The sequence below is a fragment of the Paraburkholderia sp. BCC1885 genome, assembly GCF_900996235.1.
GTDB lineage: Bacteria > Pseudomonadota > Gammaproteobacteria > Burkholderiales > Burkholderiaceae > Paraburkholderia.
In genome coordinates, this window is sequence record NZ_CAAJGM010000011.1 from 175170 (window position 1) to 199590 (window position 24421).

23 protein-coding genes and 1 pseudogene are annotated in these 24421 nt (G+C 62.7%); 12 read left to right on the forward strand and 12 right to left on the reverse strand.

From position 1 onward, the window contains the following. Nucleotides 1-14: 14 nt before the first annotated feature. Together leuD and leuC are read right to left on the reverse strand one after the other, a co-directional pair. Nucleotides 15-605: a 3-isopropylmalate dehydratase small subunit gene (gene leuD, locus FQ755_RS00915; RefSeq protein WP_144150232.1), complete on the reverse strand. Its 591-nt coding sequence runs from the start codon at nucleotides 603-605 to the stop codon at nucleotides 15-17. Then, nucleotides 605-2041: a 3-isopropylmalate dehydratase large subunit gene (gene leuC, locus FQ755_RS00920; RefSeq protein ID WP_409936980.1), complete on the reverse strand. Its 1437-nt coding sequence runs from the start codon at nucleotides 2039-2041 to the stop codon at nucleotides 605-607. The genes leuD and leuC overlap by 1 nt, the downstream gene beginning before the upstream one ends. A 130-nt stretch (nucleotides 2042-2171) precedes the next feature. Between leuC and gcvA the strand changes: the two genes are divergently transcribed. Then, the gene (gene gcvA, locus FQ755_RS00925; protein WP_144150234.1) at nucleotides 2172-3092 is read left to right on the forward strand and encodes a transcriptional regulator GcvA; all 921 of its coding nucleotides are present in this window, start codon (nucleotides 2172-2174) and stop codon (nucleotides 3090-3092) included. Nucleotides 3093-3145: 53 nt separating this feature from the next. Here the strand turns inward: gcvA and FQ755_RS00930 are convergent, their stop codons facing one another. From FQ755_RS00930 to FQ755_RS00940, 3 genes are all read right to left on the reverse strand, one after another. After that, a complete protein-coding gene (locus FQ755_RS00930) occupies nucleotides 3146-3871 on the reverse strand; it encodes a FadR/GntR family transcriptional regulator (RefSeq protein WP_144150235.1) in 726 nt (241 codons plus the stop codon). A 201-nt stretch (nucleotides 3872-4072) separates the two neighbouring features. Continuing rightward, nucleotides 4073-4762, reverse strand: coding sequence for an MBL fold metallo-hydrolase (locus FQ755_RS00935; RefSeq protein WP_144150236.1), 690 nt, complete (start codon nucleotides 4760-4762; stop codon nucleotides 4073-4075). Then, the gene (locus FQ755_RS00940; RefSeq protein ID WP_144150237.1) at nucleotides 4759-5451 is read right to left on the reverse strand and encodes a GntR family transcriptional regulator; all 693 of its coding nucleotides are present in this window, start codon (nucleotides 5449-5451) and stop codon (nucleotides 4759-4761) included. The genes FQ755_RS00935 and FQ755_RS00940 overlap by 4 nt, the downstream gene beginning before the upstream one ends. Before the next feature lie 248 nt (nucleotides 5452-5699). On the opposite strand from FQ755_RS00940, the gene pcaD reads away from it, so the two are divergent. The 8 genes from pcaD (at nucleotide 5700) to yghU (ending at nucleotide 14097) form a co-directional block, all read left to right on the forward strand. After that, nucleotides 5700-6497 (forward strand): 3-oxoadipate enol-lactonase, encoded by a 798-nt coding sequence (gene pcaD, locus FQ755_RS00945; RefSeq protein WP_144150238.1) that lies wholly within the window; start codon nucleotides 5700-5702, stop codon nucleotides 6495-6497. Between the two features lie 23 nt (nucleotides 6498-6520). After that, complete coding sequence (locus FQ755_RS00950; protein ID WP_144150239.1) at nucleotides 6521-7279, forward strand: SDR family NAD(P)-dependent oxidoreductase; 759 nt, start codon at nucleotides 6521-6523, stop codon at nucleotides 7277-7279. Further along, nucleotides 7272-8807, forward strand: coding sequence for a sugar ABC transporter ATP-binding protein (locus FQ755_RS00955; RefSeq protein WP_144150240.1), 1536 nt, complete (start codon nucleotides 7272-7274; stop codon nucleotides 8805-8807). The genes FQ755_RS00950 and FQ755_RS00955 overlap by 8 nt, the downstream gene beginning before the upstream one ends. Nucleotides 8808-8813: 6 nt before the next feature. Continuing rightward, nucleotides 8814-9833, forward strand: a complete 1020-nt coding sequence (locus tag FQ755_RS00960; RefSeq protein WP_144150241.1) for an ABC transporter permease — start codon at nucleotides 8814-8816, stop codon at nucleotides 9831-9833. Next, complete coding sequence (locus FQ755_RS00965) at nucleotides 9830-10873, forward strand: ABC transporter permease (RefSeq protein WP_144150242.1); 1044 nt, start codon at nucleotides 9830-9832, stop codon at nucleotides 10871-10873. The genes FQ755_RS00960 and FQ755_RS00965 overlap by 4 nt, the downstream gene beginning before the upstream one ends. Nucleotides 10874-10910: 37 nt before the next feature. Further along, nucleotides 10911-12137 (forward strand): sugar ABC transporter substrate-binding protein, encoded by a 1227-nt coding sequence (locus FQ755_RS00970; protein WP_144150243.1) that lies wholly within the window; start codon nucleotides 10911-10913, stop codon nucleotides 12135-12137. A 93-nt stretch (nucleotides 12138-12230) separates the two neighbouring features. After that, entirely contained in the window at nucleotides 12231-13124 is an 894-nt protein-coding gene (locus FQ755_RS00975; protein ID WP_260858229.1) for an amidohydrolase family protein, read from the forward strand. Between the two features lie 100 nt (nucleotides 13125-13224). After that, complete coding sequence (gene yghU, locus FQ755_RS00980; RefSeq protein WP_144150245.1) at nucleotides 13225-14097, forward strand: glutathione-dependent disulfide-bond oxidoreductase; 873 nt, start codon at nucleotides 13225-13227, stop codon at nucleotides 14095-14097. 12 nt (nucleotides 14098-14109) lie between these two features. On the opposite strand, the pseudogene FQ755_RS00985 reads toward yghU, so the two are convergent. The 3 genes and pseudogenes from FQ755_RS00985 to FQ755_RS00995 form a co-directional block, all read right to left on the reverse strand. Next, nucleotides 14110-14244 (reverse strand): annotated as a pseudogene (locus FQ755_RS00985) (nuclear transport factor 2 family protein); the annotation flags it as partial. Nucleotides 14245-14270: 26 nt separating this feature from the next. Further along, nucleotides 14271-15083: a GNAT family N-acetyltransferase gene (locus FQ755_RS00990; protein ID WP_144150246.1), complete on the reverse strand. Its 813-nt coding sequence runs from the start codon at nucleotides 15081-15083 to the stop codon at nucleotides 14271-14273. 85 nt (nucleotides 15084-15168) lie between these two features. Next, nucleotides 15169-15453, reverse strand: a complete 285-nt coding sequence (locus FQ755_RS00995; protein WP_144150247.1) for a hypothetical protein — start codon at nucleotides 15451-15453, stop codon at nucleotides 15169-15171. 243 nt (nucleotides 15454-15696) lie between these two features. Here FQ755_RS00995 and FQ755_RS01000 point away from each other — a divergent pair, with 243 nt between their 5' ends. After that, complete coding sequence (locus FQ755_RS01000; RefSeq protein ID WP_260858230.1) at nucleotides 15697-17238, forward strand: hypothetical protein; 1542 nt, start codon at nucleotides 15697-15699, stop codon at nucleotides 17236-17238. Between the two features lie 74 nt (nucleotides 17239-17312). On the opposite strand, the gene dctA is transcribed toward FQ755_RS01000, so the two are convergent. Further along, on the reverse strand, nucleotides 17313-18671 hold the full coding sequence (gene dctA / locus FQ755_RS01005; RefSeq protein ID WP_144150248.1) for a C4-dicarboxylate transporter DctA: 1359 nt from the start codon (nucleotides 18669-18671) through the stop codon (nucleotides 17313-17315). Nucleotides 18672-18835: 164 nt separating this feature from the next. Next, a complete protein-coding gene (locus tag FQ755_RS01010) occupies nucleotides 18836-20002 on the reverse strand; it encodes a mandelate racemase/muconate lactonizing enzyme family protein (RefSeq protein WP_144150249.1) in 1167 nt (388 codons plus the stop codon). A 177-nt stretch (nucleotides 20003-20179) separates the two neighbouring features. Here FQ755_RS01010 and FQ755_RS01015 point away from each other — a divergent pair, with 177 nt between their 5' ends. Then, complete coding sequence (locus FQ755_RS01015; RefSeq protein WP_144150250.1) at nucleotides 20180-21139, forward strand: LysR family transcriptional regulator; 960 nt, start codon at nucleotides 20180-20182, stop codon at nucleotides 21137-21139. A gap of 19 nt (nucleotides 21140-21158) precedes the next feature. Here FQ755_RS01015 and FQ755_RS01020 read toward each other — a convergent pair whose 3' ends face one another. Together FQ755_RS01020 and FQ755_RS01025 are read right to left on the reverse strand one after the other, a co-directional pair. Continuing rightward, nucleotides 21159-22148 (reverse strand): DnaJ C-terminal domain-containing protein, encoded by a 990-nt coding sequence (locus FQ755_RS01020; protein ID WP_144150251.1) that lies wholly within the window; start codon nucleotides 22146-22148, stop codon nucleotides 21159-21161. A gap of 79 nt (nucleotides 22149-22227) precedes the next feature. Further along, nucleotides 22228-23226: an alcohol dehydrogenase catalytic domain-containing protein gene (locus tag FQ755_RS01025; protein WP_144150252.1), complete on the reverse strand. Its 999-nt coding sequence runs from the start codon at nucleotides 23224-23226 to the stop codon at nucleotides 22228-22230. A gap of 128 nt (nucleotides 23227-23354) precedes the next feature. On the opposite strand from FQ755_RS01025, the gene FQ755_RS01030 reads away from it, so the two are divergent. After that, complete coding sequence (locus FQ755_RS01030; RefSeq protein WP_144150253.1) at nucleotides 23355-24248, forward strand: LysR family transcriptional regulator; 894 nt, start codon at nucleotides 23355-23357, stop codon at nucleotides 24246-24248. The last annotated feature ends 173 nt before the right edge of the window (nucleotides 24249-24421 follow it).

Consider the following 24421-nt stretch of genomic DNA (forward strand, 5'->3'; position numbering starts at 1 on the left):
TATCGCACCGGCTTTCAATACGCGTAACTGCGCTCGAATGCTTCGATCCGGTCCAGTTGAGTCAAGGTGTAGCCGAGTTCGTCGAGACCCTCCATCAGGCAGCGCTTCTGGTAGGTGTCGATATCGAACCCGTGCTTGACGCCATCAGGCGTGGCAACCGTCTGCGCGGCGAGTTCGACACTGACGTGCAAGCCTGGTTGCGCCTCGATCTTGCCGATCATTTCCGTGACGTGGCTGGCCGGCAGCAATACCACCAGCAAGCCGTTCTTCGCCGCGTTCGACGCAAAGATATCGCCAACACTCGGCGCGATCACGACGCGAACGCCGTAGTCGTACAGCGCCCACACCGCATGCTCGCGCGACGAACCGCAAGCGAAGTTCTCTTTCGCCACCACGATGCGCGCATCACGATACGCCGCTGCGTTCAGTGCAAATGATTCGTTGAGCGAACCGTCCGCGCGATACCGTAAATCGCGAAACAGATAATTGCCGAAATTATCGGAACGGGGCTTCTGCAGATAGCGTGCGGGCAGAATCTGATCCGTGTCGAAGTTGGCCTGCGAAATCGGCAGCGCCACTGCGTCCAGATGAACGAATGGTTCCATCAGATGCCCTCCGCGAGCATGGGCCGGACGTCGACGAGGTGTCCGCTCAGCGCGGCGGCCGCGACCATGACGGGGCTCATCAGATGGGTCCGCGAGCCGGGGCCCTGGCGGCCCACAAAGTTGCGATTGGTCGTGGACGCGCTGCGCTGCCCCGGCGCCACCGTATCGCCGTTGGTGCCGAGGCACATCGAGCAGCCCGCTTCGCGCCACTGAAAACCTGCGTCCCTGAAGATGCGATCGAGGCCCAGCGCCTCCGCTTCCTGTTTGACGAGCCCGGAGCCCGGCACCACCCACGCCTCGACCGATTGCGCGACCTTGCGGCCCTTGACCACCGCAGCGGCCGCCTTGAGGTCCTCGATACGGCCATTGGTGCAGGAACCGATAAACGCCCGGTCGATCTTCAGACCGTCGAGCGGCATGCCCGGCGTCAGCCCCATGTAATCCATGCTGCGCTGCATCGCGACGCGCCGTTCGCCGTTCGGCGCCGCAGCAGGGTCCGGCACGCGCGCGTCGATGGGCAGCGCATCCTCGGGGCTGTTGCCCCAGGTGACCATCGGCCGGAGACTGCCGACGTCGAGCGAGACTTCCTTGTCGAACGACGCGCCCGGGTCCGAGGCCAGCGAGCGCCAGCGCGTCACCTCACGGTCCCATTCTGCGCCGGCCGGCGCGAACGGCCTGCCCGCGAGATAGTTGAAGGTGGTGTCGTCAGGCGCGATCATGCCGGCGCGTCCGCCCGCTTCGATAGACATGTTGCAGACCGTCAGACGTCCTTCCATCGACAGGCTGGCGATCCCCGGTCCGCTGTATTCGATCACATGTCCCGTCGCGCCGCCCGCGCCGATGCGGGCGATGATGGCGAGAATCACGTCTTTCGCGCTCACGCCGGCCGGCAAGCGGCCTTCGAGCACGATGCGCAAGGCCTTGGGCTTGCGCTGCCAGAGGGTTTGCGTCGCCAGCACGTGCGCGACTTCGGTGGCGCCGATGCCGAACGCTAGCGCGCCTAGCGCGCCATGCGTCGATGTATGGCTGTCGCCACATACGATCAGCATGCCCGGCCGACTCATGCCCTGTTCAGGACCGACCACATGGACGATGCCCTGGCGCACATCGTCGAGACCAAAGAAAGTGATGCCGAGGCTCTTGCTGTCTTCGCGCAGGGCGTCGGCCATGGCGCGCTTTTCCGGATCGGCGATGCTGGCGAGATCGCGATTGGCAGTGGGCACGTAGTGGTCCGGCGTGGCAAAACCGCGTTGCGGCGCATGGGCCTTCAGGCCGCGCTGGCGCAGCATTTCGAAAGCGGGCGCGGAGCCGTCCTGCAGAAAGTGACTGTCCACGTAAAGCAGGCTTTGACCGTCTTCGCGTGTGAGAACGTGATGGGTCTGCCAGATTTTATCGAGCAGTGTTCGGGGTGCCCGGTTCGATGGGTTCACTTCGATGTCTCCGTCGGTCAGCGCCGTCTGTCGCGGCGCGAGTTCTCGATGTCGAGTGAATCGATGATAGGCAGTTCTAGGGCCTTTTCAATGATCGATATATCATGGGGGGCATGAGAAAATCTCATGAAAATCCATGCGACGAAAACTTCCTCCGCTAAACGCCTTGCGCGCCTTCGAAGCGTCCGCGCGCTATCTGAGCTTCACGGGCGCCGCGAAAGAACTGCTCGTGACCCAAGGCGCTGTCAGCCGTCACGTGTCGTTGCTGGAGGACTGGCTGGGCGTCAAACTGTTTCTGCGCACGCATCGCGGCATTGAGTTGACGCGTAAAGGCGAGGCGTATGTGCGGGCGCTGAGCAGCGTATTCGACCAGATCGATTACGCGACGCGCGAAGCACGCAATGAAGCGGACGGCTCGGTGCTGCGTCTCAAGCTGCCGCCCACCTTTGCGATGCGCTGGCTAGTGCCGCGTTTGACGCGCTTCCAGGCGCTTCATCCGAAGATTGAAATACAGATTTTCACCTCGCACGAACCGGCCAACTTTCGCCAGGAAGACATCGACCTCTCGGTTCACTCGCACCCGTTTCCGCCTGACGATACCGCGCAACGCCGTCTGCTCGGCGAAGTGCTGATGCCCGTGTGCAGTCCGGCGCTCCTTAGACAGAGTGCGCCTTTGCATACGCCGCAGGATCTCGTGAATTACACGCTTCTGGCGTCGCGCCATCGGCCGATGGATTGGTCGCGCTGGCTGATCGAAGCCGGCATCACCGAACTGGAAGGCGCGGCCAGCATCAATTTCGATAATGCCGCGCTGGCCTATCAGGGGGCCATCGACAATCTCGGCGTCGTAATGGGTGTGCGGGCATTGATCGAAGACGACTTATGCAGCGGGCGGCTGGTGGCGCCGTTCGATCTGCAGGTGCCGACGCCCGGCGCGTACTACCTGGCGTGTTCGCAGGTCAGCTCCAGCTCGCCGCAACTGATCGCGTTCGAAGCGTGGCTGATGCAGGAAGCGCTCGACTTCGAGAAAACCCTGCTGCGGCCCATGACGCCATGAAAGCGCGCGGCTCATTACGAGCAACCGTGGCGTGCGTCGTCAACCGCAATACGTTATTGATGAAAACCCGGCTCGAACTGCTTGCCGACAAACGCGATATGCGCGTGCATGGCCTGCTGCGCGGCATCCGGGTTGCGGTCCCGCACGGCAAAAAAGATCGACTCGTGCTGATTCAAACGCATGATCGACTGAATGGCGGCGTTTGAATTGTTGAGCGTCGCATCGAAGGTATTTGCGGCGATATGCTCGCGCAGCATCGTAATCACGCTGGCGTAGAACTGATCGAGCATGCGGTTATGCGACGCAGCGGTCAGCGCCGTGTGAAACTCGCCGTCCACGATGGCTTCCGCGTCGACGTCATGCGCGGCGACCGCGTCGCGCATCTTCACAAGAATCGATTCAAGCCGGTGCAATTCTTCCGGCGCGGCACGCTGTGCGGCAAAGCGCGCAGCCGCGCATTCGAAAACCAGGCGGAATTCCAGCGTTTCCAGCCTGAGCGGCGGATTTTCCGCGACCAGTTGCAGCCATGGTGCGCTCAGCCGCGCCGTCTGTTTCTGCACGACGTAGACCCCACTGCCGCGCTTGGTTTCGAGCATGCCCTTGCTGACGAGGCGCTGAATCGCCTCGCGCACAGTGGAACGCGACACGCCCAGCGTTTCAGCGAGCGTGCGCTCCGCGGGAAGGCGCGCCGATTGTCCCCAACTGCCCTCGAGTACCTTCTCTTCGAGCTGCCGAATGGTTCTATCGAGCACGCCAGACGAAAGACTGTGAAATCCCATGCCGGTACTTCCACAAATTGGTCCGACCGATTTGCCTCACCTCGTGAACGAAACCACTATCCGCAGCAGACGGGGCGTTGATCCCGCTGTCCGCTCACGAGCCCCACCACTCCAGAGGAAAACATGGCGGATTCTAACTCACTGCTTATCCGGCTGCACGCAGACGACCCACGGCGCGCAACCACATAGCACTACGAAGCATTATCGGATCAGCAACTCGAACGGCGCGGCGTCTTCCCAGACAAAGCTGCCGTCCGGCTGCCTGATCAGTTCCGGGAAATGCCCCGGCACGATGCGGTCAGCCCGCTCGAGGATGCGCCGAATGGTGCGCGTGCCGGTATCGACTTCGTCGAACGCCATGTCGCAGCGCTTCAGGATGGCTTCCTTGGCGTACTTGATCGCATCGCCCGCAATGATCACGCGGCCACGGTCCGCCGTTTCCAGTTCGAGCCCATAACAGCCCGGCGTATGGCCAGGCGCCGGGAAAAAGTGAACGCCATGATCGAGCTGCCCTTCGCCGCTGATGAATTCGATTTGCGACTTCGACAGTTGCTCGCGAATGCCCCACGGCAGCAGCAGATCGTCAGGATGCGGATGCGCCGCGTATTCCCACTCGCGCTCGCTCACCACGAAGCGCGCATGCGCGAACAGATCGACGTTATGCGCGTGGTCGAAATGCAGATGCGACAGAAACACCGTCTTGATGTCGGCCGGGGCGATGCCGCGATCGCGCAGCGCCTTCAGCAAACCGAGCCGCGAGATGTAGCCACCGGTGTCGAACAGCATCAGGCCGTCCTGGCCGCGAATCAGCGTGACGTTGGCGATACCGAGAAAATCGTGTTTCAGGCGCAGATTGTTGCCTTGAACCAGGATCTCGTAGGTCGGCTTCATGAGGCTTCGCGCTCCGCTGATGGCGCCATGCCGAAGTGGGTGCTGGCGCGATGCGCGCGCCGGAATGCATCCAGCGGCGGCAGGATATGGTCGACGGCGAGCGCGACGAAGCCGGCGCGGTCGCCCTCTCTCAACTGCTCGATCATGGTGGCGTGATGCTCACGCGAATGCGACAGCAAATGCGGATCGCCCACTCCGTACCAGCGGATGCCGGTGGTTTCGACCCACAGCTTTTCGATCGTCTCGGCCAGATACTGATTCGGACACATCGCCCAGATGCGCCGATGGAAAGCGTCGTTCAGCACGTTCACCTGCAACAGGTTGCCGGCGTCGAGCTCGCGGCAATACTCCGCATGGATCGCCTCGATCTGCGCCAGATCGGCAGGTTTGGCCGGCATCGGCACGCGGCTTGCCGCCTCGCGCTGCAGGATCATCCTCACCTCGTAGATCTGCTCGACCTGCTGCAGCGAAAAATCCCGCACGATCACACCGCGATTGGGCCGCCGCGTGACGAGCCCCATCCGCTCCAGATGCACGAGCGCCGCCCGCGACACATGGCGGGACACGCCGAATTGGCCGCTGATTTCCTCTTCGACAAGCCGCTGATGCGGCCGCAACCGGCCAATGATGATGTCCGACTTGATGCTGTCGATCAGTTGCGCCGCCTGAGCGTCGGTTTTCGTGACCAAACCTGTTTCCCTATAAGTTTTTCTGGAACGGCTGACCGCTCCACGCGAGCGGCCTGGACGCGCGCAAAAACCGGCCGGACGCCCCATCGTATGTGACGCATTTTACCGGCCGAAAGTGGCCACAGTATTGGCGTTTACCTTGACGCCAATATGGTTGACAAAATTGTCGCCAAAATCGAAACTCGGTCTCCATCGGCTCCGGATCGCCGGAAAACGATCTGAAGAACACAAAAAAGGAATGTGGAGACATGAATCGACGGGCCGACATCAACGGCATCCAGACCCGCTACACGCTGACCGGCAACCCCGGCGCGCCGACGGTGATCCTGAGCCATGGGCTCGCCGCCGACCTGTCGATGTGGGCGCCGCAGCTCGACGTGCTGGCGCGCTCCTTTAACGTGCTGTGCTACGACATTCGCGGCCATGGCTGCAGCAGCGCTACTCCCGGCGACTACTCGCTCGCGCTGCTGGCACACGACGTTCTCGCGCTCATGGATAGCCTCGGCATCGACCGCGCGCATTACGTCGGTCTGTCGCTCGGCGGCATGATCGGCCAGCAACTGGGCGCCTGGCACGGCGAGCGGCTCGCCAGCCTCACCCTGTGCGCGACTACCAGCACGGCGCCGAAAGCCTCGTGGGATGCGCGCGTCAACGAAGCCCGCGCGCGCGGCGTCGCGCCGCTCGTCGAAGCAACCGTCGACCGCTGGGTCACCCCCGATTTCAAACGCGAGCAACCGGCACTGATGGCGCAAATGCGCGCCATGGTGCTCGGCACCTCGCTCGACGGTTATGCCGGCAGCGCCGCCGCGATCCGCGACATGGAACTGGCGCCGGTGCTCAGTCAGATCAAGGTTCCGACGCTGGTGGTCGCCGGCGCGGCGGATACCTCGACGCCGCTGCCCATGCTCGAACACATCGCCCACTCGATTCCCGGCGCAGAATTGCTGACGGTATCCGACGCGGCGCACATGCCCACCATGGAGCGGCCCGACATCTGCAATCCCGCGCTCGAACGCTTCCTGCTCGCGTGTTCGCGCGACCAGTAACCTCATTTATTCAGGAGTCCCTCATGGCAGGCCGTCTCTCCGGAAAACGCATCATCATTACAGGCGCTATCGGCAATATCGGCAAGGAAGCGGCGCGCAGCTTCGTCGCGCAAGGCGCACGCGTCGTGATCGGCGACATCGCCGAGGACGCGGGGCGCGCGGTGGCCGCCGAACTCGGCGATGCGGCGCATTTCGTGCAGGTGGACGTGACCAGCGAAGCGAGCGTCGCCAACCTGATTGCTCAGGGCTCCGAATGGTTGGGCGGCCTCGACGCCCTCGCGCAGAATGCCGGCTTGCAGCGCTCCGGCGCCATCAGCGAATTCGATCAGGCAAGCTGGGACGCGCTGTTCGCGGTCAACGCGCGCGCTCATTTCTTCGGGGCGAAGCACGCTATCCCGCATCTGAAGCGCTCGGGCAAAGGGTCGATCATCAATATGTCGTCGCTGGCGGGCAAGCGCGGTGGTCCGGGTCTGGTGGCGTATTCGGCGTCCAAGGGCGCGGTCGTCGCTTTCACCACTGCGCTCGCGCTCGAACTCGCGCCGGACAATATCCGAGTGAATGCGATCTGCCCCGGCTGGGTGGACACCGCCTTCAACCAGCCCGCCATCGACTTCATGGGCGGCGCCGACGCCCAGCAGCAAAAGATTGCCGCGCTCGTGCCGCTCGGCCGCCAGGCAAGCGCCGTCGAAATCGCGCCGCTATTCGTCTATCTCGCCTCCGACGAATCGGCCTACGTGACCGCGCAGTCGTTCGGCATCGATGGCGGTGTCTACAATGGCTGACGCCCTCGCCACGTCTGCGGCGGCGTCCCGCGCGGGCGCGCCGAAAATCCTCGACATCCAGGGCATCGCCAAATCGTATGGCGCGACGGTCGCGGTGCGGCGCGTCTCGTTCGATATCGAACCCGGCGAGATCCACGCGCTGCTCGGCGAGAACGGCGCGGGCAAATCGACCATCGTCAAGGTGCTCTCGGGCATCGTCTCGCCCGACACCGGCACCCTCACGCTCGATGGCCGCGCCTATGCGCCGGCCGATCCGATGGCCGCGCGCGCCGCCGGTGTGTCGACCGCGTTTCAGGAACTGAGCCTGCTGCCCAACCTCAGCGTCGCCGAAAACCTGATGTTGCCGCGTCAGGCGAAGGGCAAAGCCGGGCTCGTATCCGTGGCGCAAAGCGAAGCGCGCGCCGCCGCCATGCTCGCGGAATACGGCCTCGGGCATATTCATCCGGGTGTGTACGTGCGTTCGCTGTCGCTGGCGGAAAAGCAGCGCATCGAAATCATGCGCGCCGTCGCACGGCATCCGCGCCTGCTGGTGCTGGACGAACCGACCGCTGCGCTCTCCGATCCCACCTGGCTATTCGATATTCTCGAACGCATCACCGCCGCCGGCACCGGCGTGCTGTATATCTCGCACCGGCTCTCGGAAGTGCGCCGCCTGTGCCGCCGCGGCACGGTGCTGCGCAACGGCGAAAGCATCGAGACGGTGTCGCTTGCCGGCATCGCCGATGCGGGCATCTTCAAGATGATGGTCGGCTCGGCCGCGCGCGATACCCAGACATCGCGTAGTACACCGAAACAGGTGCGGGCCGAAGCGTTCGGTGTGACCAGCCTGTCGGGCGGCACCGTGGCCGATATCACGCTGAGCGTCGGCAAGGGCGAAATCGTCGGTGTCGCCGCGCTCGAAGGCCAGGGCCAGCGCGACCTGTTCCGCATGCTGGCGGGAATCACGCCGGCGCGCGGCGGGCAAATCCGCATCGACGGCAAGACCGTCAAGCTCTCGAACCCGGCTGATGCCGCGCGAGCCGGCATCGGCTTCGTTCCCGAAGAGCGCAAGACCGAAGGCGTATTTCTCGGCCTGCGTACCGATAGCAACATGACGCTGCCCATCCTCAACCGGCTGGGCCGCTTCGGTGTCGTCAACGGAGCGCGCGAGAAAGCGGCGGTCGATCAGCAAGCCGGCCGGGTCGACCTTGCAAGCCGTTATCTGAAGCTGAAAATCGGCGCGCTGTCCGGCGGCAACCAGCAAAAGGCCCTGATCGGCCGCGTGCTGATGTCGGGCGCACGGCACCTCGTGCTGTTCGATCCCACGCGCGGCGTCGATGTCGGCACCAAAGCGGTGATCTACGACGTGATCCGCGATTTCGTCGCGCAAGGCGGCGCGGCGCTGGTCTATTCCACCGAACTCGCCGAACTGATTCATCTGGTGGACCGCTGCGTGGTGATCTATCAGGGACTCGTGGCGGGCGAAGCGTCCGGCCCGGATCTCTCCGAGCCGCGACTCGTCGCCCTCGCCGCAGGACATGGAGCCTGAGCATTCATGAACACGATCGTTCCCACTTCCGAATCCACCACCCCTGCCACCCCGCTACGCCCCGACGCGTGGTATCGGCGCGTGCTCGGTGACGGCACTACCATCATCGTGGCGATCCTCGTCGTGCTCACGGTGATCTTCGCCGCGACCCAGGCCGACGCGCTCAGTGCCGGCGTCATCACCGACATTCTCAACAACAGTCTGCCGCTCGCGCTGGCCGCGGCCGGCGGCACGCTGGTCGTGCTGACGCGCGGCTTCGACCTCTCGGTGGCAGGCGTCGTCTCGCTGACCAATGTGCTGGTTGCCGTGCATGGCGGCGACGGTCCGTGGGGTGCCCTCGAAGGCGCGGCGATCGCGGTGGCCGCCGGTGCGCTGGTCGGCGCCATCAACGGCTATCTGGTCGCGTACTGGAAGCTGCAGTCGATCGCCCTCACGCTCGCCACCATGATCGTCTGCTCGGGCGTCACGCTGCTGATTCTCGACGCGCCCGGCGGCAACGTCTCCGATTTCATGACCTATACGATGACCGATCGCATCGGCAAGCTCGTGCCGGTTGCGCTGGTGATTGCCGGCTGCGTGTATGCGCTGTGGCGCGCGCTGCGGCGCACCGACTGGGGCGTGGGCGTCTACGCCACCGGCGCCGATGAAACCGCCGCCGTGCTGGCCGGCGTGCCGGTGCAACGCGTGAAGCTGCTGGCCTACATTCTGGCCGGGGTCTGCTACGGCCTCGCCGGCTTCATGCTGACCGCCCTCACTTCGACCGGCACGCCCAACGCGGGCGAGCCCTACCTGCTGCTGGTGTTCGCGGCGATCGCGCTCGGCGGAACCTCGTTTGCGGGCGGCCGTGGCGGCGTGGCCGGATCGATGCTCGGCGCACTGACGCTGACGCTGCTGCAAAAGGTGTTGTTTTCCACCGGCGTGTCGTCGTTTTACACCGGCATTTTTCAGGGCGTCGTCATGATCGCGGCGGTCGTCGTCGCGGTGTTCTTCGCCCGCATCAGCAACCGCGGGGAGGCCCACGCATGACTCAGGCACCCTTGACCAACGGCCGCCCCGCCGATACGCGTAGCGGCGACGCCGCACACGGCCTGTTTGCCCGGCTCGACCGCGACATCCGCACCGCGATTGCCCTGTTTGTAATTTCGTTCGCGCTGATCGCCGCCTCGCGCGTGCTCGGTCCCAACTTCGGCAGCCTCGCGCAGATGAAGGCGATCCTCGTGATCTCCAGCTTCCTGATGGTGGTCGCCTTCGGCCAGCAGATGGTGATTCTGCTCGGCGGCCTCGACCTGAGCGTCGCGTCGATGATGACGCTCGGCGGCGTGCTCGCCTTCAAGTGGATCGGCGGCCCGGATTCGAACGTCGTGTGGGGCGTGCCGGCGATTCTCGCGATAACGGCCGCGCTCGGCGCATGCAGCGGCATCGGCGTGAGCCTCGTCAAGATTCCGCCGTTCATCATGACGCTGGCGATGGGCGTGATCCTGTATGGCGTCACGCTCGGCTTTACCCAGGGTACGCCCTCCGGCCAGCCCTCCGCGGCGCTCTCCGCGCTGTTCGCCGGCACACCGCTCGGCGTGCCGGTTTTGTATCTGATGGCGCTGGGCACCGCCGCCTGCTGTTTCCTGCAGATGCGCACGAGCTTCGGCCGCAAGGTCTATGCGCTCGGCACCAATCCGACCGCGGCCTTCGTGGCGGGTCTCCCCGTGCATCGCCTGACGATTGCCACCTATGCGATCAGCGGCGCGAGCGCGGGCCTCGCCGGCATCCTCATGCTCGGATATGTGCGTGGCGTGACGCTGACGCTGGGGCAGAGCTACCTGTTGCCGTCGGTGGCGGCGGTGGTGATCGGCGGCACTTCGATCGTCGGCGGCCGCGGCATTTATCTCGGCGCGGCGGCCGGCGCCATTTTGCTGACCACGCTGTCGACCATCGTCTCCTCGCTCGGCATCGCGGAAGGCTGGCGCACGATCATTTGCGGCGCCGTGATTTTTGTGGCCCTGGTGCTGTTGCGCGACGACCTCGCGCTTCTCATCAGGCGCAGTAGTTCCAGCAGCAGAAAACAACCTTAGAGACCGGACCACCCGGACGCCATACGGAGGAAACACGATGTTCCGCAAAACCTTCCAGCGCTGCGCCTATGCGCTCGCCACCCTTGCCATGCTGGCCGGCTCGACCGTGCCGGCCCAGGCCCAGACGCCGCCGAAGAAATTCAAGGTCTATCTGAGCATGAGTTACAGCGGCAACGGCTACCAGACCGAAACCTCGAATCTGATCAAGGCGCTCGCCGCCACGCCGCCGTATGACAGGCTCGTCGATCTGAAAACGGTCATCTCCGGCACCGACGTGCAGGCGCAGGCGGCGGCGTATCAGAGCATGGTCTCGGCGGGCGCCGACGCGATCATCACGTTTCCGATCTCCGCCACCGGCCTGAATCGCGCGATTCACGAGGCGTGCGAAAAGCACGTGCTGGTCTACACGTATAGCGGCACGGTAACCGAGCCTTGTGCGCGCACGGTCAGCTACATCACGGCGGGTTTCGCGCCGAACACCGCGCAATGGATCGCCAACAAGCTGAATGGCAAAGGCAACGTGTTCATCGACCGTGGCGTGGCGGGCAATTCCGTCGACAAGATGAACTACGATGGCGCGATGAGCGTGTTCAAGAAGTATCCGAACATCAAGATCGTCGCCGAGTACTATGGCATGTGGAACAGCCAGACCACGCAGCAGGAAACCGCCAAGGCGCTCGCCGCTCACCCGGACGTCGATGCGATCTTCGGCGAAAACGGCGAGGACGGCATCGTCGCGGCGATGCTCGCGAGCGGCCAGAAGAAACTCGTTCCGGTGACGGGCGAGAACACCAACGGCTTTCGCCTCGCGCTCGCCAACGCGGATCTGCGGCAGCGCGGGCTCGATGGAATTTCTTCAGGAGACCCGATCAATGTGTCCGGCTACGCGTTCAAGCTGATGATGGAAGAGCTGACCGGCAAACGCAAGGTGACCGTGCACAACATCGAGTATCCGTTGCCGTGGGTTCCGGCCGCCAAGGTCAAGGTGTGTACCGGCGATACCTTTGTGAACGGCTGCAACGCCTTCCCGTCGACCAAGGTGCCCGATTCGTTCAATACCGAAGTGTTCGATCCGGTTCTGACGCCTGAGTTGTCGCTGAATTCGGCGCTGCATGGCACGCCGACGCCGGGCGCGACCATCCAGCCGCTGCCGGCCAATGTCGTCAAGGAAGCGCCCGATGTGCCGGGTGTTAACTGTCAGCACTGCCAGGCACCGGCGGATCTATTCAAGCTGACGAAGGTATCGGTAACGGCAAATCCGTAAGCGCTCCGGCAGATGATTGAATGGGCGCCGTGCTGGCGGCGGCGCATCACCAATGCCGGTTTTTCCCGGCGCAATGGAATGGAGGTTTCGATCGTGACCACCCCGGTGACCATCCCCGTGTGCGACCCGGCGCGGCCGCTCTCACGCACGCCCAGGCGCCTCCTGCCGGCCGGTGCGGTCGATTGTCATTTTCATGTGTTCGGACCGGCCAGCGAATGGCCGTATGCGCCGGGCCGCAGCTATACGCCGCCTGACGCCACGCTGGCCGACTATGAACAGCTTGCCGAGACCTTCGGCATTGGCCGCGCGGTCATCATTCAGCCGAGCCCCTACGGCATGGATAATCGCCGCAGCCTGCAGGCCGTCGCCGATAGCCGTCTGCCGATGCGCGCGGTGCTGGTGGTCGAACCCACCGTCACCGCGGCCGAACTCGCCGAATACCATCGTCTCGGTGCGCGCGGCGTGCGCCTGAATCTGCTGTTCGGCGCCGGGCTCGCAATGGAAACCGCCGACGCGCTCGCGCAGCGCATCCGCGAATTCGGCTGGCATTTGCAGTTTCTCGCGGACGTCTCGACCATCGACGCCCTGCCGCGCCTCGTCGAACGTTTGCGCGTGCCGGTGGTATTCGACCACCTCGGTCATGTGCCGGCACAAAAAGGACCGGCCGATGCGGGCTTTCAGAATCTGCTCGCGCTGGTGCGCGAAGGCCTCGCGTGGGTGAAGCTGTCCGGCACCTATCGCAGCACTGCTCTTGCACACACGCCTTACGAAGACACGCGGCCGTTCATCGATGCCCTGATCGAAGCAAATCCGCACCAGCTCGTGTGGGGGACCGACTGGCCGCATCCCTCGATTGCCGTGCCGATGCCCGACGACACCGACCTCGTCGACCAGTTCGACACATGGGTCGACGACGAGGCGCTGCGACAGGCCATCTTCGTGGCCAATCCGGAGCGGCTTTATGGCTTCGAGCCTCACCTCGGCTAACGGCTCGCCCAGACCTCTGCCCTGCACGTTCTTCGTCAATTTGTTACTCTCGCATCGAACCACCTATTCTCACGATGCAAGGACGCAAGGAGCGTGAAGCATGAGCACTGACGATTACCTGCCGCCGAAGGTCTGGACCTGGGACAAGGAGAGCGGCGGCCGGTTCGCCAACATCAACCGCCCCATTTCTGGCGCGACGCACGACAAGGAATTGCCGGTCGGCGCGCATCCACTGCAACTCTATTCGCTCGCCACGCCCAACGGCGTAAAAGTCACGGTGATGCTCGAAGAATTGCTGGCGCTCGGCCACAGCGGCGCGGAATACGACGCGTGGCTGATCCGGATCGGCGATGGCGAGCAGTTCGGCAGCGGCTTCGTGGGCGTGAATCCGAACTCCAAGATTCCCGCTTTGCTCGACCGCAGCGGACCCAAGCCGATCCGCGTGTTCGAGTCCGGCGCGATTCTGCAATACCTTGCCGAGAAATTCGGCGCCTTTTTGCCTACCGAGGCGAGCGCGCGCGCCGAATGCCTCTCATGGCTGTTCTGGCAGATGGGCAGCGCCCCCTATCTCGGCGGCGGCTTCGGCCATTTTTATGCGTATGCGCCGAGCAAAATCGAATATGCGATCAACCGCTTTGCGATGGAAGTCAAACGCCAGCTCGACGTCCTCGACAAGCAGCTCGCCGCCAACGAATACATTGCCGGCAGCGAATACACGATTGCCGATATGGCCATCTGGCCGTGGTACGGCGGCCTCGTCAAGGGCTGGCTGTACGAGTCGGCGGAATTTTTGTCCGTTCAGGAGTATCAGCACGTGCAGCGCTGGGCCAATCTGATCGGCGAACGGCCGGCGGTGAAGCGTGGCCGCAAGGTGAACCGCGTCTTTGGCGAACTGTCGGATCAATTGCATGAACGGCATGATGCGGCCGACTTCGAGACACGCACGCAAGACAAGCTGGCTGCGGGGAAGTAGCAGGCGTTGCGGTCACGCGATCATTTGCACCCACTCGCCGCGCCAGTCCGGCGCCTCAAAGGGATCCGCAAAATACTGCGTCTCGCGCACCACCTTGCCGTTGCGGAATTTCATGATGCTCACCGCGCACGCCGTTCGTCCGCGATACCTGGCAAAAATCGCTCGGACCGCAATCAGCTCGCCGCTGAGGTGCGCGGCTCATAACATAAGCTCGCAAAGCGTCCTTGCCGCCGGAATCCTAACGCCTCGTATATCGCACCGGCGTGATAGGTTTCATCTGCCACCATGACGAGCCGGTCCGAACGCCGCGCGTTCAGTTTGATCACTTCGCTCACCAGAGTCCTGCAGACCTTCTGGTTTCGATGCGTCTGCGCAGTCACCACCGACTGAAAGCGCCCAATGCCATCAAGAAAGAACAGGCCAAGACTTCCCACCTGTTCGCCGCCGATGAAAGCGCCCCACCAGTTTCCCAGGCCACGGTCGATCAACTGACGGTGAGCCGTTTGCTGATAGGCCATGTAGCGCTGCGAGGTGGGGTCCTGCGGATTTGACATATCCGCGAGTTGCATCTGGGACCAGGTGTCCCAATCCTGCTGCGTGGAAAAGGGACGCACTTCGACCAGGGGGTTGGTCGCAACCGCCGATATCTCGTCGGGGTGAGCCGTCAGCACACGGTACACCGTTGCGCCATAGCCTCGTTCGACGAAAGCGTCGAGGTCAATTACGCTGTCCGCCGCTTCCGGCCAGGTAAAGGTCCGATGCGCGATTCGCGGCGGCGTGCCGATTAGCCGCGCAAAATCGCGCTCAAGCCGCTTCAGATCGCTTTGCGCGGGGCGCTGTTGCAGCACGAGCACATTACCGAAAAAGTAGTCGGGGGCGTCGGGCGTGCGAACGACGATATAGTCATCGCGCGATTCGACCACGCCCGTTTCCATGTGCAGCAATAGATCCGTCGTGAGACCCAGATTGTCGGGGAAGTCATGCATTTTGAATGTTTTCGTCTTGTCGTGAGCAGTCTACGGGCATAACCCGCGTCTTCGCGGCATGCGCAACGGCGCGTAGCTTATACGCCTATTGCCCATTGCGTGTCGCGCGATCCCCTTCGCCATCTGCCTCTTTACGGCATTCATAGGCGCCCTCGTTCGTATTGGCATACCAACGCTGGCCTTTGAAGTGATACACGCCGGTTTTGGTATTGACCCATACGACGGTGTCTTTCGGGCAATGCTGCCGCGCCTCCTGCTCGTTATGGAATTGCGTGGCGGATTGCGCATGGACCGCGCTTAAAGGCGAGGCACAGCCTGCGAACAGGACACACGCATAAAGAAGCGCTTTTCTGCAAAAGTCTGGCAACACGATGCCCCCGGTTTATTGGCTCTGCTGGTTTTATCCGGCTACTTTACCTTACCGCCTCCCGTTGCATCCACGTCCCACATTCCGCGGCCTAAATAGCGGCCCCGCGTCTGCTCCGCCTGGCGTGTCCCGGCAAAGATCGCTTCAAGCCTAAAGATTTTCAGTTTCCTGACGATATACCGGCTGATAGGCCGCCCGTCCGCCAGACGACCGCATCGACCACCGAAAAAATAAACGCACCGCACCATGACCACCATATCGTCATTGAACGCAGGTCTTCTTTCAGCGCTGACGCCTTCGGCGAGCACGGCGAACAGCCTGGCTGCGAGCGCCGCCACCTCGGCCGATGCCGTCATCGGCTCGACCATTGTCACGATTCCGTCGCCGCTCGGCGAAGCGCCGCTCGTCTACACGCCGGAAGGCACATTAGCGGGCGCGGCGCCTGTCATCAGCTGGGCCGGCAGTAACACCGACGCGGTCTCTCAGGTGATGGCGGGCGACTATATGTCCGGCACCATGTCCGGGCAGTTCTACGGTCTCGGAAGCGCCCTGCTCGATCGCTTTAACACCACCGGCAGCAATTTCTCGCAGTCGGTATCGGCCACGACGCCTGGCGGCATGCCCGCAAACGGACTCGGCGCGCAAGGGGCGCAAGGCGAAATCAAGCTGACCGTGCAGACGGCGAGCGGCAAGAGCGTGGATATCGAGCTGGACAGCGAAGACGGCACGCTGTCGGTGAGCGTGAACAGCAGCGGCAGCCTGAGCGGCACCGAACGCAGCGCGCTCGCCAAGCTCGCCACCGGCTTCCAGCAGGCTATCGACGGTCTGAGCGGCACGCCGCCGTCGCTCAATCTGAGCGGTTTGATGCAGTACGATCCGTCGGTGTTGTCGTCGGTGAATCTGCAGGTCAGTGTGACGGGCGAAGGATCGAACAATATCTCGGCTAACGTCGCGCTCAACAGCAAGACGAAAAGCGTGAACCTGACGGACTCGGCCGGCACGATCAACCTCTCGCTGGATACGGGCAGCGATTCCGCCATCCTCGGTTCGACCGCGCAACAGAATCAGGCCGTCGCCAGCTATCTGAAGCAGTTCGATAGCGCCGACGCCGAGGGCCACGGCAACACCGCATTGATGTCGCTGTTCAAGGACGCGTTCACGCAACTGAACAGCACCGATGGTGCGTCGACCCAACAGCTTCCGGGTACGGCATACGCGCCGTGGCTCGCCCAGGCAGACCAGTCCATGCTGACGGGCCTGCCCGATTTCACCGCCTCGATTACCGACACCACCGTGTCGTCCAATCCGTTACTGCCGGATCAAACGGACAGCTTCTCCTACCAGGTTTCGCAAAGCACGCAACTGCAGGGCGATGCGGAGGCAGGCTCGATCACGCAAACCCAGCAATCGCTACTGAAGGCCTCGTTCCACACGTCGCTCTCGGGCGGCCCGGTGGATCTCACCCCGGCGACGTCGTCGCAGACCTACGACTACGACCAGGTCGACGATGCAGAAAGCAGCACGGTCAGCCTCGCCACGGAAGAAGGCAAACTGCTGAGCGCGTCGCTCAGCCAGTCGTCGAGCAAAACCACCACGGTTTCCGAATACGTGCGGGGTGTGCTGATGTCGAATACCACCACGCCGGACAATACGTCCAGCTCGCAAGATCTGCTTAGCTTGCTGAAACCTTTCCTGGCCGATGACGAAGCCGAGCAAAACAGCGGCGGCTGGCAGCAGGCGCTTTCCAGGCTCCACAGCATGATCCTGCTGGGCTCGAATTCGAACTAAGAAACCAGGCGAGCCCGAAAAAAACGGACATGATGTGTGTCATGTCCGTTTTGTTACACCGTCAGGCATGCTGATCAATGCGTATGCGGTGTCGCCAGTGTATCGGTTGCGGCGGTCCGCCCGGTTGGCGTGTCGTCGATGGCTTGCAACGTATCGAGGCTCGTATCGGAGTTGCGGTCGAGCATCGCGCGGGCCTGATTCATATCGAGCGCGCCTTCCCAACGCGCCACCACGATGGTCGCCACGCCATTGCCAATCAGGTTCGTCACGGCACGCGCCTCGTTGAGAAAGCGGTCCACGCCCAGCAGTAGCACGAGGCCGGACACGGGAATCTTGTGCATGGAAGACAAGGTCGCGGCCAGCGCCACAAATCCCGCTCCCGCCACGCCCGCCGACCCTTTGGAGGTCAGCAGCATCACGCCGAGCAGCAGCAGCTGATCCCAGATCGTCAGCGGGATATTCAGCGCCTGCGCCACGAACATCGAAGCCATGGTCAGATAGATCGCGGTGCCGTCGGCGTTGAAGGTATAGCCCGTAGGCAGCACCATCCCCACCACCGGCCGCGAGCAGCCGAGCTTTTCCATCTTGATCAGCATCTGCGGCAGCACGGCTTCGGTCGACGCCGTACCGAGCGTAATGAAGATTTCGTCCTTGATATAGCGGAGATACTTCCACAGCGACAGCCCGCTCATGCGCATCACGAGACCCAGCACCACCACCACGAAGAACACCGACGTCAGGTAAAGACACAACATCAGTTGTCCGAACGATGCCAGCGTGCCGATGCCGTACCTTGCGATGGTGAAGGCCATGCCGCCGAACGCGCCGATGGGCGCGACATACATGACGATTCGCACGACGCCGAACATGCCTTGCAGCAGCATGTCCAGCATATCGACGAACGGCGCGGTGCGCGGCCCCAGCTTGGCAAACGCCACCGCGAGCAGCACCGAAAAGAAGATGATGGGCAGCATGTCGCCATTCGCGAACGCGCCGACAATGCTGTTGGGCACGATGCTCATAAAGAAATCGAGCATGCCGTGCTGCTGCGCCGCGTGCGTGTACGAGGCGATGCCTGAACTGTCGATATGCGCGGCGTCGATGTTCATGCCGCTGCCCGGCCGGATTACGTCGACGATGACGAGGCCTACCGCGAGCGCAATCGACGAAGCAATTTCGAAGTAAACGATTGCCTTGACGCCCACCCGCCCCGCCTCATGCAGATCGCTCATGCGGGCGATGCCCACCACGACGGAGGCGAAGATGATCGGCGCCAGCAGCATCCGGATCAGTTTGATGAACAGGTCGCCGAGCGGCTTGAGTTGGGAGCCGACGTCAGGATAAAAATGCCCGACGAACACACCGGCCACAATGCCGATCAACACCTGGACATAAAGCCTGGAAAGTGTTTTTCCGATCCTTGAAACCCGCATGACTGTCTCCTATGCGTGGCATCTTCTAATGAAAATCAGGCCGGGCCGCCGTGGCGAGCCCGTTCCTGTTTCGCCTGCATTGCTTTCATCTATTGTTATGAACACTACGCCTGGCTTATGTCAGTTCGCCGTGGCGTTTGAAAGCACCTGCGCGCTTTCACCGCTTACGCCGAGAGCTTTTTCATCTCGGCGTAAAGGTCGGCCTTACCTTCAAAGCCGATGCCGGGCAGATCGGGCATCGTGATGAAACCGTTTTCCACCTTCACGCCATCCGGGAAGCCGCCATACGGCTGGAACAGGTCCGGATAGGACTCGTTGCCGCCGAGACCCAACCCTGCCGCGATATTCAGCGACATCTGGTGGCCGCCATGCGGAATGCAGCGGCTTGCCGACCAGCCATGCTGATGCAGCATCTCGAGCGTGCGCAGATATTCGACAAGGCCATAGCTTAAGGCGCAATCGAACTGCAACCAGTCGCGGTCCGCACGCATGCCGCCGTAACGGATCAGGTTGCGCGCGTCCTGCATCGAGAACAGGTCTTCGCCGGTCGCCATCGGCTTGTCGTAATAGTTGCGCAGGGTGGCCTGCAATTCGAAGTCGAGCGGGTCGCCCGGCTCTTCATACCAGAACAGATCGTATTGCGACAAAGCCTTGGCGTATTGAATAGCGGTGTCGAGATCGAAGCGGCCGTTGGCGTCGACAGCGAGCTTCTGTCCGTCGCCCAGCACGCTCAGAATCGAATCGATGCGGCGCAGATCTTCGTCGAGCGAAGCGCCGCCAATCTTCTTCTTCACGACCGTATAACCGCGGTCGATATAGCTGCGCATTTCGTCTTTCAGCTTGCCGTGGTCCTGGCCCGGATAGTAATAACCGCCCGCCGCATAGACGAAAATCTTGCGGTCCGGCTGGCCATTGCCGTAACGGTCGGCCAGCAACTGGAACAGCGGCTTGCCTTCGATCTTCGCCACGGCGTCCCAGATCGCCATGTCGATGGTGCCGATCGCCACCGACCGCTCGCCGTGGCCGCCCGGCTTTTCGTTGGTGAACATGGTGGCCCAGATCTTGTGCGGATCGAGGTTGTCGCCTGCACCGTTGACGAGGGTGGCGGGGTCAGCTTCGAGAATGCGCGGAATGAAGCGCTCGCGCATCAGCTTGCCCTGGCCATAACGGCCGTTCGAATTGAAGCCATAACCGACCACCGGCTTGCCGTCGCGAATCACGTCCGTCACCACGGCGACGAGACTCAGCGTCATCTTGCTGAAGTCGATATAGGCATTGCGGATGGGCGAGCTGATCGGAACGGTCTGTTCGCGGATTTCAACGATTCTCATGACGGCGTCTCCTGACTATTGAGTACCTGATAATGCACGCACGGCACGCGGGGCGCATGGAGCACGCCGTGCGTGCATGCCGGCGTCCGGCTGCAAAGGAAACTAGCTTATCGGCGAACCGGGCGGTTAGAATTCACTTATATTCATTTCATCTTTTACTTTTAGTGAATAACTGAAGTGTCCAGCGACTCGACCTCGGACTTCGAATTCTTCATCCTGCTCGCCCGGCTCAAAAGCCTGTCCGGCGCGGCGCGCGCGCTCGATCTCACGCCGCCGGCCACTACCCGGCGGCTCGGGTTGATCGAACAAAAACTGGGGGCGCGCCTCGTCAATCGCACTACCCGCAGTGTCAGTCTGACGCCGGAAGGCGAGACCTATCTGCGCTATGCGACGCAGATCGTCGGCCAGGTGCGGCAAATGGAAGACGAAATCTCCGGCGCCCGCTCCGATCCGCACGGCCTGCTGCGCGTCAACGCGACCCTCGGCTTTGGGCGCACGACCATCGCGCCGCTCGTATCCGAATTCGCCAAGCGCTTTCCCAACGTGGAGATCCAGTTCGAAGTGACCGACCGTCCCATCGATCTGGTCGAAGAAGCCTTCGACATGGCGATCCGCTTCGGCACGCTGCCCGACAGCCGGCTGAGCGCGCGACGCATCATGAGCAACCGGCGCTTTCTGTGCGCCTCGCCGAAGTATCTGGAACGCTTCGGCACGCCGGAGCGCGTGGAAGATCTGGTGCGGCACCGCTGCATCATCCACCGTCAAAACGACGATGCCTATGGCGTGTGGCGTTATATGCAAGGCGATCACGCCGAAGCGCTGAAGGTGAAAGGCGCGCTGTCCAGCAACGATGGCGACATCGTGCTGCGCTGGGCGCTCGATGGCCACGGCATCCTGATCCGCTCGGAGTGGGATCTGGCGAAATACGTGCAAAGCGGCCGGCTCAAACTGGTTTTGCCGAATATCGTGCTGCCGTCGGCGGATCTGTTCGTCTACTACCCCAGCCAGCGCAACCAGACCGCCCGCGCGCGGGCCTTTATCGACTTTCTGATCAACCATTTTCAGGCGCCGTTCATTCCGGTCGAAACCGGCGCACTGATTTACGACCAGAAAAAGAAAGCGGGTCGCAGGACGTAAAGCGCGCGGCGCTGTCGCGCTAACGTGGTGCGGCAACGTGCATGGCGCGACGCTCGGCGTCGGCAAACATCTCGCGCAGGCGTTGCCGTTCGTCGTCGCTCAGATAGGAGGCCGCCGCCGGCATCGTCAGCACCAGTTGCAATGTGAGGTCGCCGCGCATGCCGTTGCGATCCGCGAGACCGCGCTTGGGAAGACGGATCGTGCTGCCCGCGTGGGCGTTCGGCGCAATCGCGATCTGCAACGGCTGCCCCAAAATCGGCACTTCGATACTGCCGCCGAGCGTCGCCGTCACGAAATCGACTTGAATCTCGCAGGCGAGATTCAACCCGTCGCGATGAAAGTCCGCGCCGCACACAATCACCACTGAAAAAATCGCGTCGCCCCAGGGGCCGCCATTCGCACCGGGATGGCCGCCGCCTTCGACAACCAGCCGCTGCCCGTCCCATGCCCCTGCTGGCACCTTGACGGCTTCCGACTTACGATACGTGCCGATTCCGCTGCCGCGACACATGGAGCATTGATCCGTGGCCGGCGGCCGGCCGGTTCCGCCACAGGCGCTGCAACGCCTGCCCGACACCGACTGGCCGCTCCCGTAGCATGGCGCGCACTCCGAACCGCGCTGCTGGCATTGCCGGCACGGCCCGTTCACCGCGTAACTCACCTCGACCTCCCCGCCGTGAATGGCGGCTTCGAGCGGCACGAAAAGTTCGACGAGGCAGTTGGCGCCGCGCATCGGCGGACCGCTGCGCGGCTCGCGCGCGGCGGTGTCCGGATAGCGCTCGCTGCCCGCAGTTGAAGCGGACGCCGTGACCAGCGGCGCTTTGCGCTTGCCGGTCAGGATTTCGAAGGCTTCCTGAATGCGCTTGAAAACCGGTTCGACGCTAACCTCACGGCCCTTGTTGCGGTCCGGATGGTATTTCGCCCGCAGACGCCGGTAAGCACGTTTGACGTCCGCTTGCGATGCCGTTTCCGGCAGGTCCAGCCGCCTGTAGTATTCCTCGAGGCTCACCCGTTTCCCCGCGATTTTTCCAAGGTCGCAAGTCTATCAAGAAGCGAAGGCGGTGGCGGAAGACGCCGCATGCCATTCCCTACGCAACCAGGACTGCCTTGGCTCCCTCGCGCGACTCATAAGCCATGGCCTGGTCGATCTGATCGTAACTGAACGTCTTGCCGATTTTCGTCGTGAACAGCGGATCGTCGATCAGACTTTCGAGCGCGGTCAACGCCGCGACGAGCTTCGCGGGCTCCTTCACCGTCCTGCTTTCGAAATTGCTGAAACGCCGCATGATCAGATTCTTCATCATGAAGAGCACGGTCGGAATGGCGACCGGCGTGGCGCCGTCGAGAAAACCGTAGAAGTAGAGCGTCGAATTCATCGGCAGGCAAGGGGCTATTTTCCCGGCCAGATCGCCGCCGACGCCGTCGAAGACCGCAGTCGTACCCAGCTCCGCGGACAACTTGCCGAGCGCGTCGGTAAAGCCTTCGCGGGTCGATACGAGCACGTACTGCGCCCCTGATCTGATGAGCGACTCGCGCGCGGCATCGGTGCGCACGATAAAAATCGCCGGCAGCTTACGGCTGCGCGCGAGCGCGGCCATTGCATATCCGGTCGCCGAATTCCCTGCCGTGATGATCACGCCCCGGTGGCCGGCTTCGCCGATCTCTTCAAGAAAAGCATAGGCCGTCATGACGTTGACTAGTGAACCGCAGTAGTCCTTAGCATGCACCTGGTCCGGCAATATCAGGCATGCCGTATAAGGCACCTGAGCCCGCTCGCACCACAGCCCGATACTCTGCGGGCTTCTGCTCAAGGAACGGTAGACCGCCACCTGCTTACCCGCATAGTGCGCCGAGACACCCGCGCCCACCGCCACCACCCGTCCCGCGCCCGACGCGCCCCACACGTCATGCTGGCCAAGGGCAAACGGATTGCCGGCTGCGTTCGGCATTCTCAGGAACGTCTTGTCGCCATGGTTGATCGCCGAGGCCTCCATGTCGATCAGCACATGGCCCGGCGCGGCTTCGGCCGGCATGGGAATATCGCGCACTTCCAGTTCGCGGGAGGGTGTGACGCAAATCGCTTTCATCGCTCAGATCCTTTTTCCAGGGTGTAGTGGATGGCACAGCCCATAACATAAGCAAATTCATCTATTGTCGAAACGCTGCTTTACGACATACCATCCATTCCACTTCGGAATTGATGCAGGTACGTGATATGGACCGACTGGATGCGATTCGCCTGTTTGTACGCCTCGTCGAATGCGGCAGCTTTTCTGCGGTGGGACGCGAGGAAGGCATCGGGCAGCCCGCCGTCAGCAAGCAGATCGGCGCGCTGGAGAGGCATCTCGGCGCGCAACTCGTTTTGCGCACCTCGCGGCAGGTGGTGATCACCGAGGCGGGACAAACCTTTTACGAGTCGGCCAAGCAGCTCGTGGACGACGTCGACGCCCTCGAATCTTCCGTGGGAGCGCGCCAGCAGTCGCCACGCGGCGTGGTCAGGATCAATACCGCGCCCGCGCACGGCCGGCTTTGCATTACGCCGCTACTGCCCGAGTTCTTTCGACAGTATCCCGAGGTCGCGATCGAGTTGTCGGTCTCGGAGCGGCAGGTCGACCTGGTGGGCGACGGCGTCGATCTGGCGATCCGGCACGGACGGCTGGTCGATTCGTCGCTTACGGCGAAGAAGTTGTCCGAGACGGATTTCGTGCTGGTGGCGAGTCCTGAATATCTCGCCACAAAAGGCGCGCCGCAGCGCCTTGCCGATCTGGACCGGCATAGCTGCATCGTGTTTGCGAAAGGCCGCGAGCGTTATCCGTGGTCGCTTAGAACCGGGCGGGAGACGGTTTCCTATGTTCCGCACGGCTCGCTGATGACGGGTGACGCGGAGCACGTGCGTGCAGCGGTGTTGTGCGGGCTCGGTATCGCGCAGGCGCCGTTCTGGCTGCTCGCGGCAGAGATCCGCTCGGGCGAGGTACAGGTGCTGTTGCCGGAACTGCAGCCCGCACGAGTGCCGATTCACCTGGTTTATCCGGCCGGCCGGCGGGTGCCGAAGCGAGTGAGAGTGCTGATGGATTATCTTGTGGCGACGTATGAGCGCGACGAAGTTTGAAGCGGCAATGCGGGATCTAATCCGCCGCTTTCGATTAACCTGTCGGCATGGGGCGCGGATGGCGGTTACGATTGTCATTGGCCTCCTCCCATAGAATCGTCTCGTCGCCCGCAGACTGCGTGGATAATTCCCGCATTGCCATTTCCATTGGCATTGCCGTTCACGTGTTCCCC

Bases quoted from the DNA above. Each gene is read 5' to 3' on its own strand.
- FQ755_RS00955 (WP_144150240.1), top strand. From the start codon at position 7,272: ATGGCTGACGCCCTCGCCACGTCTGCGGCGGCGTCCCGCGCGGGCGCG.
- FQ755_RS01000 (WP_260858230.1), top strand. From the start codon at position 15,697: ATGACCACCATATCGTCATTGAACGCAGGTCTTCTTTCAGCGCTGACG.
- FQ755_RS01030 (WP_144150253.1), top strand. From the start codon at position 23,355: ATGGACCGACTGGATGCGATTCGCCTGTTTGTACGCCTCGTCGAATGC.
- FQ755_RS00935 (WP_144150236.1), bottom strand. From the start codon at position 4,762: ATGAAGCCGACCTACGAGATCCTGGTTCAAGGCAACAATCTGCGCCTG.
- FQ755_RS00930 (WP_144150235.1), bottom strand. From the start codon at position 3,871: ATGGGATTTCACAGTCTTTCGTCTGGCGTGCTCGATAGAACCATTCGG.
- leuD (WP_144150232.1), bottom strand. From the start codon at position 605: ATGGAACCATTCGTTCATCTGGACGCAGTGGCGCTGCCGATTTCGCAG.
- pcaD (WP_144150238.1), top strand. From the start codon at position 5,700: ATGAATCGACGGGCCGACATCAACGGCATCCAGACCCGCTACACGCTG.
- dctA (WP_144150248.1), bottom strand. From the start codon at position 18,671: ATGCGGGTTTCAAGGATCGGAAAAACACTTTCCAGGCTTTATGTCCAG.
- yghU (WP_144150245.1), top strand. From the start codon at position 13,225: ATGAGCACTGACGATTACCTGCCGCCGAAGGTCTGGACCTGGGACAAG.
- gcvA (WP_144150234.1), top strand. From the start codon at position 2,172: ATGCGACGAAAACTTCCTCCGCTAAACGCCTTGCGCGCCTTCGAAGCG.
- FQ755_RS00990 (WP_144150246.1), bottom strand. From the start codon at position 15,083: ATGCATGACTTCCCCGACAATCTGGGTCTCACGACGGATCTATTGCTG.
- FQ755_RS00970 (WP_144150243.1), top strand. From the start codon at position 10,911: ATGTTCCGCAAAACCTTCCAGCGCTGCGCCTATGCGCTCGCCACCCTT.
- FQ755_RS01025 (WP_144150252.1), bottom strand. From the start codon at position 23,226: ATGAAAGCGATTTGCGTCACACCCTCCCGCGAACTGGAAGTGCGCGAT.
- FQ755_RS01010 (WP_144150249.1), bottom strand. From the start codon at position 20,002: ATGAGAATCGTTGAAATCCGCGAACAGACCGTTCCGATCAGCTCGCCC.
- FQ755_RS00965 (WP_144150242.1), top strand. From the start codon at position 9,830: ATGACTCAGGCACCCTTGACCAACGGCCGCCCCGCCGATACGCGTAGC.
- FQ755_RS00960 (WP_144150241.1), top strand. From the start codon at position 8,814: ATGAACACGATCGTTCCCACTTCCGAATCCACCACCCCTGCCACCCCG.
- FQ755_RS00950 (WP_144150239.1), top strand. From the start codon at position 6,521: ATGGCAGGCCGTCTCTCCGGAAAACGCATCATCATTACAGGCGCTATC.